The following is a 13,685-nucleotide window of genomic DNA, read 5'->3' as shown; positions in this document are numbered from 1 at the left end:
TTAGCCCTTATGCGTGAGGATTCGCGGATAATCCGCGAAGCATTCGGCGCCCTTCTCCGTGACGGCGAAGGTCTCCGAGATGACGAGCCCATACGTGTCCATCCAGATCGCCGGGATGCAGTGGAACGTCATGTTCGGCTCGAGCACCGTCTTGTCACCGGCCCGCAGGCTGGCGGTGAGCTCACCCCATGTGGGAGGATAGCCGATGCCGACGGGATAACCGATGCGGCTGTCCTTCTCGATGCCGTGGCGGGCGATGACCGCCTTCCAGGCCGCGGCCAGCTCCTCGCAGGCGACGCCGGGCTTCACCTTGTCGAGAACGGCCTGCAGCCCTTCCGCGATGACCTTGGCGACGTCCTGCATCTCCTGTGTGGGCGTGCCGAGATAGATGCAGCGAGACAGGGGGGAGTGGTAGCGATGCCGGATGCCGCCGAGCTCGATATAGAAGATCTCGCCCTCGACCAGCGGCGCATCGGTCCAGGAGAGATGGGGTGCGGCGCAATATTCCCCGACCATGGCATTAGGCGGCTTGCAGGGGAAGGTCCCGCCGAACTCCGGCAGGCCGGCGGTGGTGACGCGGTAGACCTCCGCCATCACGTCGCATTGGCGCACGCCGGGCTCGGCCTTGTCGAAAGCCGCCTGCTGCGCGGCGGCAGCGATCTGCCCGGCCTGGCGCATGAAGACGAGCTCGGCCTCGGACTTCACCATCCGGCACCAGTTGACCAGCAGGAAGGCGTCCTCGAAGCGCGCATTCGGCAGGTCCCGCTTCAGGATCGCATCCCATTTTGCGGTATAATAATAATCGTCGCTCTCGACGCCGATCACGCCCTTGTCGAGCCCGCGCCGCTTCAGCTCCTCGGCAACGAATTCGATCGGGTGGCGTTCCGTCGAGGCCACATAGTGGTCGGGATAGGGGACCACGTGCTCGGGAGCGAGGAAGGCGGTGAATTTGGCGCCGACGGCGTCCATCTTCCGTCCGATCCACAACGGCTCCTCGTCAGCGAGGCTGACGGCCACCATCTGCGGCGTATAGAACGACCAGCCATCATAGCCGGTCAGCCAGAATTGGTTGGCGGGCGAGGCGACCAGCAGCAGGTCCAGGCCGCGCCGGCTCATCTCGGCCTTCACACGACCGATACGTTCGAGGAATTCCTCGCGTTCGAACAAGATCATGACAGTGCTCCCCAAGGGCATCGTCGGCCCATTGCAGTGCAGCATGGCGCGCGAGACTTCGGGTGTCTAATGATATGTAGAGCGGCTTTTTATAACCTGCCGGTTATGGTTATTTCGGGCCGGGATAGGGATTGCGCTTCAACAGCCCCGCGAGATGGGCAGCATTGGCAGCCATGAGGCGCGTGGCTTCGACCGTGGGCTCATAGGGTTTGCGCAGGTCCTTGTAGTCCGTGGAGCCCATGGCCTCGCCGACCCAATAGGTCCCCGCGGTTGCGGCAAGGGTGAAGCCCACATCATTGAGCGCCTGGTAGATCTCGGCATGCACGTGATGCGCGCCGTCTTCGTTGCCGACCACGGCCACCATGGCGACCTTGCCGAAGGACGGCATGCGGCCCTTGTCGTCGGTCTCGTCGAGAAACGCATCCAGGCGCTCCAGCACCCGCTTCGCGACGCTGGACGGTTGTCCGAGCCAGATGGGAGTGCCGATGACCAACAGGTCGCACGCGATCACCTTCTGCCGCAGCATCGGCCATTCGTCGCCTTCGCCCTCGTCGGAGGTGACGCCCGGTTTGATGGTGAGATCGGCCACTCGCACGATCTCGCCGCCCCCGCCATAGGGGCTGAGTTCCGCCAGGATCTCATTGAGAAGCTTGTCGGTCGACGACGGCGCATCACCGCCTTTGAGCGTGCAGTTGAGGGCGAGGACCTTCAGCGCCATCCGGGACAGTCTCCATCATGTTTCCTGGAGAACCCATGGACACCGGTGAGGTTCCTCTTCCGTGAGCGCTCAGATTTTTCGACTGTCATAGGCCCAGTGCAGCAGGGCCTGGCGCTGACGCTTGCGGCAGGTGAGTTCGCCCGGCTCGCAATTCTTCACGATCTGGCCGATATGGCGGCGGATTGCTCTCCAGCGTCCGATCTGACGCCGGTCCTCCTGGTCGAGCCGGCGCCCCATGAAATAGCGGCAATACCACTGGAACCAGCCCCTGGGATCCTCCTCCGACAGCCAGCCTTTCTGGCGCCAGACGGACAGGGGCTGGCTGGCATCGACGCCGTAGAAATTAAGGTTCGGATCGCGTCTGCCCGATGCGAGCTTGGCCTGCGTGAACCAACTCGACGGGAACTCGTCGCGACCATCGGTCATGTACTTGCCCCCGAAAACCCCGAGGGCGAGCATCTCCTTCGGCGTCAGCTCTGGCGCAAATGCGGGATCGAAGGCGCCGCCGATGGGCGCGACGCACTCATAGACGTAATGGCTCTGCATCTTGTCATTGACGACGACGCGTCTGGTCATGGGTCTTCTCCGCAATCGCTGCAAGAACGGCAAGGCGAGCCGATCGTTGCCGGGTCAATGGCACCGAATGCCTCCAGCGGCGTTCTTGCGTCACCGCGATGGCGGGCTCAAGGATCTTTCATGGCCAATAGTGCTCGCAACACCCGCCCGGCGCTGGACGCGGTGAATTTTTTCCTCGCCGACGTCCGCGATGGTTTGGGCCCCTATCTCGCGATCTTCCTTCTCGCCAAGCAGGACTGGAACGCCGCCTCCATCGGCATCGTCATTTCCGTGGGCGCCATTGCCGGGATCATCGCCCAGACCCCGGCCGGCCTGCTGATCGATTCGACCCGGGCCAAGCGGGCGGTCATCGTCGCCGCAGCGGTCCTGGTGACCGGCAGCGCCCTTCTGATGCCCCTGCTCACAAGCTTCTGGTGGGTCGCGGCCCTGCAGACGATCCAGGGCGTGGCCGCTTCCGTATTCGCCCCCGCGATCGCAGCAATTACCCTGGGCATCGTCGGGCCTCGCGCCTTCGCCAAACGCCTCGGCCGCAACGAGGCCTTCAACCATGGGGGCAATGCGGCAGCGGCCTTGATCGCCGGTGCGCTCGCATACAGTTTCGGCCCGATCGTCGTCTTCTGGCTGATGGCGGCCATGGCGATCGCCAGCATTCTCTCGACGCTCTCGATCCCGGCGGACGCCATCGATCATGAACTGGCTCGGGGCCTCGCCGACGCGCCCGGCGAGGATCATGCGGAACAAGTTTCGGGGTTCCGGGCTTTGCTGGCCTCCCGGCCCTTGCTGATCTTCGCCGCCTGCACGACGATCTTTCATTTTGCCAATGCGGCAATGCTGCCGCTGGTGGGCCAGAAGCTGGCACTCGCGAATGCGGCACTCGGCACCACCTTGATGTCCGTCTGTATCGTTGCTGCGCAGCTGGTGATGGTGCCGGTGGCGCTCCTGGTGGGCGCCCGCGCCGATGTCTGGGGCCGCAAGCCGATCTTCGCCACGGCACTTGCGGTGCTCGCCCTGCGCGGCGCTCTCTACCCCCTGTCCGACGACCCCTACTGGTTGGTGGGCGTACAGCTTCTGGACGGGGTGGGCGCCGGGATCTTCGGCGCCCTCTTCCCCCTCGTGGTGGCCGACCTCACCCGCGGCACCGGCCGTTTCAATGTCAGCCAAGGCGCGGTAGCGACGGCCCAGGGCATCGGCGCAAGCCTCAGCAACGGCATCGCCGGCGTGATCGTGGTGGCGGCAGGCTACAGCGCGGCATTCTTCTTCCTCTCGGCGATTGCCGCCGCGGGATTGATCCTGTTCCTCTTCGCCATGCCCGAGACGGCAGAGAGCCGGAAGCCCAAGGTCGAGGGCCCCGGCCCCATGTCCGTGCCTATTTCTTGAACTGCTCCCACAACGGGGCAAACGAGGTATCGACCACCTCCTCGTAAGAGGGCGCGGGCGCCTCGATGGACTTGCTGCTGACCAGGAGCTCGACCGTCTTGTCGACCATCTTTGGATTCATGGCCGGCTGGAAGGCGTGCACCTGCCGTTCGATCGAGACTTTCATGATGTCGACGCCTGCCCCACCATATTCCTTATCGGCAATGCTGGAGAGTTCGTCGATGTTCTTCGGATCGTTGATGTAGCTCTGCGCCTTGACCAGCGCCCGCACCACCTTCTCGACCGTCGGCCGGTGCTCCTTCACATAGTCGCGCGTGGTCTGCAGGGTGATGTAGCCGAGGCCCTGGAACACGTCGGGCCCCTCGCCGGCGGTGATGTTGATCACATAGGCCCATTTATCCTGGCCTTCCACGCCAATGGCACCATAAGGCTCCATCACGAAGGCGGCCTCGATCTCGCCGGCCTCCCCTGCGGTCAGCTGGCGGTCGGAGCCCTTGATCGGGACCAGTTGCACGTCGACATCGGGCTCGAGCCCCGCCTTGTGCAGAACGTAGCGGGCGGACACATCCGCAAAGCCGCCGCGGGCAAGGGTACCAAGCCTGAGGCCTTTGAGGTTCTCGAGCGTGGGCTTGCCACCGAACTTGTCGGCGATGTCCTTGCGCACGATGATGGCGCCGGCGAAGTCGGTCTGGATATTCATCACGGTGACGATCGGCTGCCCACGCTTGACGGTCTTGACGTTATTCTCGAAGGCCGCATCGATGAACTGCACGGAGCCGCCGATGAGGGCGGCTGTGGCCGGCGTACCGCCACCGAAATAGTCGATGGTGACCTCGACCCCCTCCTCCTTGAAGAAGCCCTTCTGCTGGGCGACCAGCACCGGCAGGCCGAACAGCGACCTGTTCGAGACGCCGATATGGATGGCCTCGTTCGCCATGGCCTGGATGCTGCCCAGGGCCAGCGACCCTGCCATCAGTGTAAGGGCGAGCAACCGCCCAAAACCGTGCCGCGTCATGACTGTATCCTCCTGAATTTTGTTGGTATTTTCGGTGACATCAATGCGCCCCTTCCCGCCAGCGCAGCAGCGAGCGAGAGATCCTGAGGACCAGCCGGTCGAGCGCGAAGGTGAGAATCATGAGCACGAACAGCGGCATGAGCATGCCGGTCGCGTCGAAATTGCCCGCCGCCGTGTCGATCATGAATCCGATGCCGGCGCGCGAGGAGATCAGCTCGCCCACGATCGCGCCGATCACCGCAAACGAGATCGAAACGCGCAGGCCCGAAAAGATCCAGGGCACGCAGTTGGGCAGCAGCACCTTGGTGAACACCTGCAGGCGATTGGCGCGAAAGACCTTCATGACGTTCAGGAGCACCGGCTCGACCGACTTGATGCCTTCATAGGTGTTGATCATCATCGGGACCACGACCAGGGAGAAGGCGAGCAGGAATTTCGAGGCAAAGCCGATGCCGACAAACATGATGATCAGCGGCGCCAGGGCCACGCGCGGCAAGCTGTTGAGCGCGATGATAAAGGGCTCGAGGGCCGCCCCGACGAAGCGGCTGACCCCGAGTAGCAGCCCGAGTCCGATGCCGACCACAGCGCCGACGGCGAGCCCTGCCATGGCTTCCTGCATCGTCACATAGGCGTGGTAGGTGATCTCGTTGGCGAGGACCGATTTCCAGAACGCGGCGGCGATGAGGGTGGGACTGGAGAGCCAGACGACGTCGATGATGCCGGCATCCGCCAGGATCTCCCAGAATCCCAGAACACCGACGAGGATCGCAACCTGGGCCACCAGCAGCTTGGAGCCGGACTCCATGGGTTACCTCCCCCGCATGGCGAGCAGGGCCTCGGCGCGCAGATCGCTCCAGATCGCCTCGTTCAGCGCATTGAACCGCTCCAGAGTGCGCAGATGCACGATGTCGCGTGGCCGCGGAATGTCGACGTCATAGGCCGACAGAATGTGACCGGGCCGCGCGCTCATCACCACCACCCGGTCCGACAGGGCGACGGCCTCTGCCAGATCATGGGTGACGAACAGCACCGTCGTCCGGTGCTTCTCCCAATAGGTGATGAACATTTCCTGGATGAAGATCTTGGTCTGCGCATCGAGGGCGCCGAAAGGCTCGTCCATGAGGATCAACTTCGGCTCAGCGATCAGTGTGCGCGCGAGCGCCGCGCGCTGCCGCATGCCACCGGAGAGGTCGCTGGGGTAATGATCCTCGAAACCGCCCAGCCCCAACTCGCTGAGGATGACCCTCGCCCGCTCCCGGCGCTCCGCCTGGGAAACGCCGGCGATCTCAAGCCCTAGTTCGACATTCCGAACGACAGAGCGCCACGGCAACAGGCCATGCTGCTGGAACATGTAGCCGACCGACTGGCCGCGGCCCGGGGGCTGGCCCATCACCGTGACCCGGCCGCTCTGGACGGGGAGCAATCCGGCGATGAAGTTGAGCAGCGTGCTCTTTCCGCATCCGCTGGGACCCACGATCGACAGGAATTCGCGGTCGCGAACAACGAGGTCGACGCCGTCGAGAATGTCCGTCTGCTGCCCCTGGCGGTTCTTGACGGAAAAGCCGAGCCCTGGATGTCGACGGGCTCGCTCTGAGAGCCATGGCTCTCAGAGGGCGGATCTGCGCGCAATGAGTGAGGGGTCGAGATGGACAAGGTGAGCCCTGTCCTCAGCGCGGGGCGACGGCGAGGAGGACTTTCACACGCAAGGGCATCAGGAATTTCGTCATCGTTTCGCCGCCCCGTTTTCCGCCCTGCGTCTCGCCCGCGAATTTTTTTGGATATTTCTTACGGGCCACTGTGGCAAAGCCGATCACGCCCCACAAGCGGCCCCGTGCGAAATAGCGGCCAACTAACGGAAATGTCAACGTCTTGTTCGTTATAACGAACAATTGATGATCTCACCGCGCGTCATGGAAGATCAGGCCCAGCGTGTGGCGGCGGCCGGTTCTCAGGGCGCTGACCCCGTGGCGGAGAGTGACGCGATAGGTGCCGCGGGTGCCCTGGACCGGCCGGTGATGGACGGCGAAGATGACGGCATCGCCTTGTGCGAGCGGCACCACCGCAGCGCGCGACTGCATCCGCGGCCGCTGCTCGGTGAGCACGAACTCGCCACCAGTGAAATCCTCGCCTGGTCTCGACAGCAGGATCGCGACCTGCAGGGGAAAGGCGAGTTCTCCATAGAGATCCTGATGCAGGCAATTATAGTCTCCCGGCCCATACTGCAGGAGCAGCGGCGTCGGGCGCGTCTGCCCGGCCTCGTGGCAGCGGGTGAGAAAAGCCTCATGGTCAGCCGGATACCGGGTCTCGATACCCATGGCCTCGTTCCACCGATTGGCAATGGGCGCGAGCTGCGCATAGAGCGAGCGCCGCAGTGGGCTCAGCGGCGCCGGCAGGGGATAGGCGAAATATTTGTACTCGCCGCGTCCGAAACCGTGCCGTGCCATGATCACATGGCTGCGAAACAGATCATCGCGGGGATAGAGAGCGGCGATCTCCCGGCATTCGCTCGAGCTGAGCAATCCCTCGATCACGGCAAAGCCGCTGGCGTCGAGCGACCGTGCGGCATCCCAGTCGAGGCTGGGCGCGGTGTCGGGGGCGATCTTGTCTGCCAAGGCTCTCATGCCGAGCTCTCCTTGTCGAGCAGGGCCCGCTTGCGCTCTACGCCCCAGCGATATCCGGACAACGCACCATCCGTCCGCACCACCCGGTGACAGGGAATGGCGACGGCGATCGCGTTCGCAGCGCAGGCCCCGGCCACGGCCCGCACCGCCTTGGGCGCACCGATGCGCTCGGCGATGTCGCGATAGCTCGCGGTCTCTCCCGGGGGGATCTCGCGCAACGCCTCCCACACCCGTTGCTGGAATGCGGTACCGCGAATGTCGAGAGGCAGATCGAGGCCGAGGCCGGGGGCGTCGACGAAGCCCACCACCTGGGCGACCATGGTGTCGAATGCACGATCACCGCCGGTGAGCTCGGCCTTGGGAAAGCGGTCCTGCAGCTCCCGCGCCAGCGCCTCCGGATCATCCCCCAGCAGAATGGCGCAGATCCCGCGCTCGCTTGCCGCCACGAGGACGTGGCCGAGCGAGCATTCCCCGATGGCGAAGCGGATGCAGATATTGGCGCCCCCGTCCCGATAGGCGGTGGGCGTCATGCCGAGAAGGCCATCGGCGGCCGCATAGAAGCGTCCGTTGGAACCGAAACCCGCATCATAGATGGCGGCGGTGACGCTGGTTTCGGGCTGGGTGAGCGCATTGCGCACCCGCTCTCCGCGGCGCGCCTGGCCATAGGCCCTGGGCGTCACCCCGGTCACGGCTTTGAACAGGCGATGGAAGTGATAGGGGCTGAGGCCGGACTCGGCGGCCAGGACGGCAAGGCTCGGCAGCGTGTCTGCCGCCTCGATCCGCCGACAGGCCTCGGCAACCAGCTCTGCACGATGCAGGGCGGGACCCGCTGCCTGGTCCGGTCGGCACCGCTTGCACGCTCGGTACCCCAGGGCCTCCGCCGCAGCCGCGCTCTCCGCAAAACCGACATGTTCGGGTTTCGCCAATCGCGACGGGCAGGACGGGCGGCAATAGATGCCCGTCGTCTTGACCGTATAGACGAAGCGGCCATCGGCGGATGCATCGCGCGCCGCCACCGCCGGCCAGCGCGGATCCTGCTCGGCGGATGCGACGGTATGAGGAGTGAGCATTGGGGTCTTCCTTCGATCCATTATCGATCTGACCCCAATTTAAGCGCTCCTCTGGAGTGCCGCACTCCGGCCCTTGCGGTGGAATTTCCGATGCGCAGGCAACACGTCACATGTCGGCGGCGTGATATGCCCAGGCAGAGGCGACGGCCGGCCGATCCAAGACGAGCTGACACAGCTTGGCGAGCCGTGGCGCGCGCTGGAACAGGCCGGCGCGATCGCGATCCCAATAGGGGAACATGGTGAGATAGATGTCGGCCGCGCTGATCCGGGAGCCGAGCAGATAGGGGCCGGGATCGAGAGCAGCCTCTAGGGTGGCCCAATCCTCCGCAAGTCGCTCGATGGCCTTGGCGCGGATCCCGGCATGGGTCGCCGGGTCGTCATGATATTTATCCGCATGATAGACATGCATGAACGTCCCGTAGACGTTGACGGCAAGATAGGTCATCCACCGAAGATAGGTGGCGCGCTCCGGTGTGGTTATGGCCGGCGCAAGCCCGGCCTCCGGGTGAAGATCGGCCAGATAGATGCACATGGCAGCCGATTCCGTCATCACCGTGCCGTCGGGCAGCACCAGAACGGGGACTTCGCCCCGCGGATTGATGCGTCGCATCTCCGCCGGCACGTTCTCCTGACCGCGCGGCACTTCGATGCGCTCATAGGACAGTCCGAACTCGTCGAGCAGCATCTCGACGGCGGCAGCCCCCGATCCACGGCGAGTATAGATCTTATGCATGAAGCGCTTCCTCAGATGGTTATCGGACCATTCTAACGTTGTCCTTCTGTTCCGGTAAGAGGGCACCGAGGCGATTGTCCAGCAGCGTAACGCCGGTGCTTCGTCCCGTTTTAGGACAGAGTCGTTAACGGCGTGGGGAGAATATCGCGTGGATGATCGCGATGTCCTCTCGCCCTCTGCTACATCTTGAGATACGGCTTCATGGAAGCGCTACAGGTGCCTGGAACGGAACGAGAATTTACCGCAGGTCGGTGATTCGGACAGGGTCCGTTCCCGCTTGTTCTGCTTTGTTAAGATGGACCCTACGCCAGCGGGCGAACAGTCTCATCTCTTGTTAAGGATGAACCTCATGCGCGTCGGCACGCTATGTCTTCTCCTCCTGTTTGCAAGTCTTCCCGCAGCGGCTCAGGAGTTGGTGGTCCCTTCCGTGACCGATCCCGTCCCGCCCCGGACGGCATCCTCCGCCGAGGGATTCGCCCCGCGCGGATGGCAGGTCGAGTTCCAGCGCCAAGGCGACCTGAACCGGGACGGGATCGCGGATCTGGTCGTCATCCTCCGGGACCGGGCGGCCGCGAACATCCTTCCCAATCCGGACGGGCTCGGCGAGGATCCGCTCGATACCAATCCGCGCCTCCTCGTCATCGGCTTCGGCACGGGAGCCGGGACCTATGCTCTGGCAGTAAGTAACCACAGCCTGATCCCGCGGCGGGAGGACCCCGTGGTCTCCGATCCCTTGACTGTGCCGGAGGGCGTGGGCATCGAGCGCGGCGTTCTGCGCATCACGCTAGACTTCTTCATGAGCGCCGGCGGCTGGGGCATGTCCACCACCACCTACAGGTTCCGTTATCAGAACGATCGCTTCGAGATGATCGGCTATGACCGCACCGAGATTCAGCGCAATACCGGCGAGACGGACACCATCAGCATCAACTATTCCACCGGCAAGGCGAAGCACTCGATAGGCAGCATCGAGAACGACAAGGAGAAGGTCACATGGCGGACAGTGCCGAAGCGGCCTCTTCTGACCCTCGAAGAGATCGGCGACGGGCTCGAATTCGACCCGAAGATGTGAGAGCCGGGCTCGCCCCTCGCCGCTGCCATTGGCAACGCTCGAAGCGGGCCTTTCGGCGCAGCGATCGCTCAACAGCGGGAGTGATGGGGAATCAGAAAAGGAAATACCCGAGCAGCCCCGGGGGTGGTACATCCGCACCCTTCAGCGACCTGCTCGAGCTCATGACCCGGTAGCTTGCTTTGGAAGCGAGCCGCCTGGGTTCATGAGCTAATGTAGTAGCCCCACCCTATGACGACAAGATGACGGGATCGGCCGATCGTGCCTTGAATGCCGAGGAGGCCAGCGAGAACCCTCCATGGGCGCTGTCGACGAAATGAATATGGTCGTTATTCTCCAGGCTGAACACGAGGCAGGTCATCAGCGCGCTGTCGTCGAGATGATGTCCATAGATCAGCCGGCCGGCATGGAACTCTGCCTCGAGAAACGTTTCGATGGCCTTCGCTTGGGCCTCGCTGACATCGAGCACCATGCGCAGCGTATCGTCATATTTGCGAAAATCCGTATTCGAGAAGAGCTGCGACCTGTAGGCGACGGGATCGTAGGGGCCGACTTTCTGGTTCAGCAATTGCCCCGTCCACTGCAGGAACGAAATGCCGAGAAGCTTGCAATAGCGCGCCAGGACCGTGGCCTTCGGGCCGCCCAGCCGGGCCTCGGCCCAAAGCCCGCGCGGTGGCCAGCGAAACCGGAGGGATTGGTGGCTCACCGGGGCGGCCTCTTTGGGATCCTGGCCGAGGATGGCGGCGATCTGCGTCATTACCTGTTCGAGGTCCCGGCGCATGGCTGCGGCGGTGCTGGAGGTTGAGCGCACCATCAGCGCCATCATCCGTCCGTTTCGCGGCACCAGCGGATCCCATCGGCACGACAGGCCAAGAAGATCGGGCTCCCCCTCTGCCGCCGCCGCTATGACGTAGCGATCCGCATCGGTTCCCATCTTGATGAGGCTGTCAGCCAGCTCCACGCCACCGCCCGCGAACATGGCCAGAAAATTGCCGGGACTGAGCTCGAGCTTGCGGACTGCCACATCGGTGCCGCGGGCCCGCAGATCGGCCAAGGGCACGGCGGCGGCACGCAAATCGAGACCGAAGGAGCTTTCGATGCTCTGCCTGAGCTTGGCCAGTTCCCGCGATGCTGCAGCCGATACTTGTCCCGGAACGGCGATGCTGGCGCCATCGCCGCCGAACACGAAGGGGACCTTGATCTCCCCACAGACGTTGAGGACCGCGGTGATCGAGGCGGCCCCGGCCATGTTCACGTCTTTGTAGCGCCCTTCAGCGATCGCCTGCGATGATCCGACGATGTCGGTGACCATCAGCACCCAATCCGCGGGCAAGGGGCGATAATGCTCGAACTCGAAGACGCCGGAAAAATCGGAAAAGCTCTTCAGGTCGCGATAGAAGGTCTCTGAGGCCGTCGGCGGTCCGGACACGCAAACCTCCTCATTTTCAATCACGCCGATTTGGTCGGCATGTAACAACTGGGCTCTAAGCTTCGTAGATGTAAATGACTATGTTAGAAATTCGCAACGAGCAGTTGAGGTGCCCCGTGCTGATCCGCCGGCCTGCAGATATCCTTCCCTCGGAGATGACCTCCCGCAGCGTCTACATGCGACGCCGCGAGTTTCTGGCCGGCGCGCTGTCGGCGGGAGTGGTGGGTGGCATCGCCGCCTCCAGCGCGGCCGCGGCACCTTTGACAGGCGTCAAGAGCCAGTACGTGCTGGACGAGAAGCTCACGCCCCTGGAGGACGTGACCACCTACAATAATTTCTATGAATTCGGCACCGGCAAGAGCGACCCTTCGCAGAACTCCGGCAATTTCAAGCCCCTGCCCTGGACCGTCACCATCGACGGCCTCGTCAACAAGCCCCAGACGCTGGACTATGACGCCTTGCTGAAGCTCGCCCCCATGGAGGAGCGGGTCTACCGCATGCGCTGCGTCGAGGCCTGGTCCATGGTCATCCCCTGGCTCGGCTTCCCGCTGAAGGCCCTGCTCGACCGTGTCGAGCCGCAGGGAAGCGCCAAATATGTGGCCTTCGAGACGATCGTCCGACCCGACCAGATGCCCGGCATCGGCGGCTTCTTTCCGGTCCTCGACTGGCCCTATCGCGAGGGCTTGCGCCTGGATGAGGCGAACCATCCGCTGACCATCCTGGCCTTCGGCCTGTATGGCGAGACCCTGCCCAACCAGAACGGCGCCCCCATGCGTCTGGTGGTGCCGTGGAAATATGGCTTCAAGGGCATCAAGTCGATCGTCCGCATTTCGCTGGTGGAGGAGCAGCCGAAGACCGCCTGGAACATGCAGGCGCCGAGCGAATATGGCTTCTATTCGAACGTCAATCCCGCAGTCGATCATCCCCGCTGGAGCCAGGCGACGGAGCGGCGCATCGGCGAAGGCGGCGGTCTCTTCGGCGGCGGCGGACGCATCCCCACCTTGCCTTTCAACGGCTATGGCGAGCAGGTCGCGAGCCTCTATGCCGGCATGGATCTGACCAAAGACTACTGACGTGCGGCTCTCTCCGAGGATCATCAACTGGCTGGTCTATGTCATCGGCCTCCAACCGGGGCTATGGACCTTCTATCTGGGTGTCGTGGACCAGCTCGGTGCCGACCCGGTGAAGGTGCTTGAGCATACGCTGGGCGAATGGGCGCTACGCTTCCTGATCCTGACGCTCCTGATCACGCCGATCCGCGACCTGATCGGACTGAACTGGATCCGCTATCGGCGCGCCTTGGGACTGCTGGCCTTCTATTATGCAGCGGCCCACTTCGCGACCTACCTGATCCTCGACCAGTCCCTCGATCTGGCGGCCGTCGGCGCCGACATCGTGAAACGGCCCTTCATCACCGTGGGCATGGCGGCCCTGGTGATCCTGACCACCCTCGCCGTCACCTCGAATGGCTATTCGATCCGCAAGCTGGGGGTCAATTGGCGGCGGCTGCATCGCCTGATCTATCTCGCCGCCGCCTTGGGAGCCGTGCATTTCATTCTCGCGGTGAAATCCTGGCCGCCGGAGCCCTTGGTCTATGCGGGGATTATCGCGGTCCTGCTCCTCTATCGTCTGCTGCCGAAACGGCGCAGCCGCAGGCGCGTCGTGGCCCAGCCCAATCCCCGCGGCTGACGTCTCGGCACATTCCGATGAGGCGGCGCCCAGACTTCGTCATCAACCTGTCACATCCCCGTGCTCGAGCAAGCCTCAGGCAAGGCTGAGCGTTGCCGAGGCCCGTCACAAGCTAGCCCAAGAGTCCGATTGACACGGATCCGTCATCCGGGCGTGATAGCCGCAACAAACGCAGGCGCCGAGGGCGCCACTAGGGGAGACTTCGATGAAAACAT

General features: G+C 63.7%; 15 protein-coding genes. 4 read left to right on the top strand and 11 right to left on the bottom strand.

Annotated elements, in window-relative coordinates:
• The 3 genes from FKM97_RS06150 to FKM97_RS06140 form a co-directional block, all read right to left on the bottom strand.
• Positions 1-1,173, bottom strand: a complete 1,173-nt coding sequence (locus FKM97_RS06150; RefSeq protein ID WP_144291498.1) for a M24 family metallopeptidase — start codon at positions 1,171-1,173, stop codon at positions 1-3.
• A 109-nt stretch (positions 1,174-1,282) separates the two neighbouring features.
• Positions 1,283-1,891 (bottom strand): flavodoxin family protein, encoded by a 609-nt coding sequence (locus tag FKM97_RS06145; protein WP_144291497.1) that lies wholly within the window; start codon positions 1,889-1,891, stop codon positions 1,283-1,285.
• Positions 1,892-1,960: 69 nt separating this feature from the next.
• Entirely contained in the window at positions 1,961-2,467 is a 507-nt protein-coding gene (locus FKM97_RS06140; protein ID WP_144291496.1) for a hypothetical protein, read from the bottom strand.
• A gap of 120 nt (positions 2,468-2,587) precedes the next feature.
• Here FKM97_RS06140 and FKM97_RS06135 point away from each other — a divergent pair, with 120 nt between their 5' ends.
• Positions 2,588-3,844, top strand: coding sequence for an MFS transporter (locus FKM97_RS06135; RefSeq protein ID WP_144291495.1), 1,257 nt, complete (start codon positions 2,588-2,590; stop codon positions 3,842-3,844).
• On the opposite strand, the gene FKM97_RS06130 is transcribed toward FKM97_RS06135, so the two are convergent.
• The 7 genes from FKM97_RS06130 to FKM97_RS06100 all read right to left on the bottom strand — a co-directional run bounded on the left by FKM97_RS06130 (position 3,834) and on the right by FKM97_RS06100 (position 9,283).
• On the bottom strand, positions 3,834-4,859 hold the full coding sequence (locus FKM97_RS06130; RefSeq protein ID WP_144291494.1) for an ABC transporter substrate-binding protein: 1,026 nt from the start codon (positions 4,857-4,859) through the stop codon (positions 3,834-3,836). The genes FKM97_RS06135 and FKM97_RS06130 overlap by 11 nt on opposite strands.
• Positions 4,860-4,899: 40 nt before the next feature.
• On the bottom strand, positions 4,900-5,664 hold the full coding sequence (locus FKM97_RS06125; RefSeq protein WP_144291493.1) for an ABC transporter permease: 765 nt from the start codon (positions 5,662-5,664) through the stop codon (positions 4,900-4,902).
• Between the two features lie 3 nt (positions 5,665-5,667).
• Entirely contained in the window at positions 5,668-6,333 is a 666-nt protein-coding gene (locus tag FKM97_RS06120) for an ABC transporter ATP-binding protein (RefSeq protein ID WP_246104953.1), read from the bottom strand.
• Between the two features lie 193 nt (positions 6,334-6,526).
• Positions 6,527-6,724 carry a hypothetical protein gene (locus FKM97_RS06115; RefSeq protein ID WP_144291491.1) on the bottom strand — a complete coding sequence of 66 codons (198 nt, stop codon included), beginning with the start codon at positions 6,722-6,724 and terminating at the stop codon, positions 6,527-6,529.
• Positions 6,725-6,757: 33 nt separating this feature from the next.
• Entirely contained in the window at positions 6,758-7,480 is a 723-nt protein-coding gene (locus tag FKM97_RS06110; RefSeq protein WP_144291490.1) for a 2OG-Fe(II) oxygenase, read from the bottom strand.
• Positions 7,477-8,550: a bifunctional DNA-binding transcriptional regulator/O6-methylguanine-DNA methyltransferase Ada gene (gene ada / locus FKM97_RS06105; protein WP_144291489.1), complete on the bottom strand. Its 1,074-nt coding sequence runs from the start codon at positions 8,548-8,550 to the stop codon at positions 7,477-7,479. Before ada ends, FKM97_RS06110 begins: the two co-directional genes overlap by 4 nt.
• A gap of 106 nt (positions 8,551-8,656) precedes the next feature.
• Complete coding sequence (locus FKM97_RS06100) at positions 8,657-9,283, bottom strand: glutathione S-transferase family protein (RefSeq protein WP_144291488.1); 627 nt, start codon at positions 9,281-9,283, stop codon at positions 8,657-8,659.
• 349 nt (positions 9,284-9,632) lie between these two features.
• On the opposite strand from FKM97_RS06100, the gene FKM97_RS06095 reads away from it, so the two are divergent.
• The gene (locus FKM97_RS06095) at positions 9,633-10,355 is read left to right on the top strand and encodes a hypothetical protein (protein WP_144291487.1); all 723 of its coding nucleotides are present in this window, start codon (positions 9,633-9,635) and stop codon (positions 10,353-10,355) included.
• 226 nt (positions 10,356-10,581) lie between these two features.
• On the opposite strand, the gene FKM97_RS06090 is transcribed toward FKM97_RS06095, so the two are convergent.
• Positions 10,582-11,781, bottom strand: coding sequence for a DUF3095 domain-containing protein (locus FKM97_RS06090; protein WP_170240777.1), 1,200 nt, complete (start codon positions 11,779-11,781; stop codon positions 10,582-10,584).
• Positions 11,782-11,861: 80 nt separating this feature from the next.
• Between FKM97_RS06090 and msrP the strand changes: the two genes are divergently transcribed.
• Together msrP and msrQ are read left to right on the top strand one after the other, a co-directional pair.
• Entirely contained in the window at positions 11,862-12,854 is a 993-nt protein-coding gene (gene msrP / locus FKM97_RS06085) for a protein-methionine-sulfoxide reductase catalytic subunit MsrP (RefSeq protein WP_144291659.1), read from the top strand.
• A 1-nt stretch (position 12,855) separates the two neighbouring features.
• Positions 12,856-13,470, top strand: a complete 615-nt coding sequence (msrQ, locus tag FKM97_RS06080) for a protein-methionine-sulfoxide reductase heme-binding subunit MsrQ (protein WP_144291485.1) — start codon at positions 12,856-12,858, stop codon at positions 13,468-13,470.
• Positions 13,471-13,685: the final 215 nt, after the last annotated feature.

The sequence above is a fragment of the Rhodoligotrophos appendicifer genome (assembly GCF_007474605.1).
GTDB lineage: Bacteria > Pseudomonadota > Alphaproteobacteria > Rhizobiales > Im1 > Rhodoligotrophos > Rhodoligotrophos appendicifer.
The sequence above is the reverse complement of the archived record's forward strand: the minus strand, read 5'-3'. Positions and strand labels throughout refer to the sequence as shown.

Excerpts from the sequence above, each read along its gene's own strand:
- FKM97_RS06150 (WP_144291498.1), bottom strand. The coding sequence starts at position 1,173 with ATGATCTTGTTCGAACGCGAGGAATTCCTCGAACGTATCGGTCGTGTG.
- FKM97_RS06145 (WP_144291497.1), bottom strand. The coding sequence starts at position 1,891 with ATGGCGCTGAAGGTCCTCGCCCTCAACTGCACGCTCAAAGGCGGTGAT.
- FKM97_RS06140 (WP_144291496.1), bottom strand. The coding sequence starts at position 2,467 with ATGACCAGACGCGTCGTCGTCAATGACAAGATGCAGAGCCATTACGTC.
- FKM97_RS06135 (WP_144291495.1), top strand. The coding sequence starts at position 2,588 with ATGGCCAATAGTGCTCGCAACACCCGCCCGGCGCTGGACGCGGTGAAT.
- FKM97_RS06130 (WP_144291494.1), bottom strand. The coding sequence starts at position 4,859 with ATGACGCGGCACGGTTTTGGGCGGTTGCTCGCCCTTACACTGATGGCA.
- FKM97_RS06125 (WP_144291493.1), bottom strand. The coding sequence starts at position 5,664 with ATGGAGTCCGGCTCCAAGCTGCTGGTGGCCCAGGTTGCGATCCTCGTC.
- FKM97_RS06110 (WP_144291490.1), bottom strand. The coding sequence starts at position 7,480 with ATGAGAGCCTTGGCAGACAAGATCGCCCCCGACACCGCGCCCAGCCTC.
- ada (WP_144291489.1), bottom strand. The coding sequence starts at position 8,550 with ATGCTCACTCCTCATACCGTCGCATCCGCCGAGCAGGATCCGCGCTGG.
- FKM97_RS06100 (WP_144291488.1), bottom strand. The coding sequence starts at position 9,283 with ATGCATAAGATCTATACTCGCCGTGGATCGGGGGCTGCCGCCGTCGAG.
- FKM97_RS06095 (WP_144291487.1), top strand. The coding sequence starts at position 9,633 with ATGCGCGTCGGCACGCTATGTCTTCTCCTCCTGTTTGCAAGTCTTCCC.
- msrP (WP_144291659.1), top strand. The coding sequence starts at position 11,862 with ATGTTAGAAATTCGCAACGAGCAGTTGAGGTGCCCCGTGCTGATCCGC.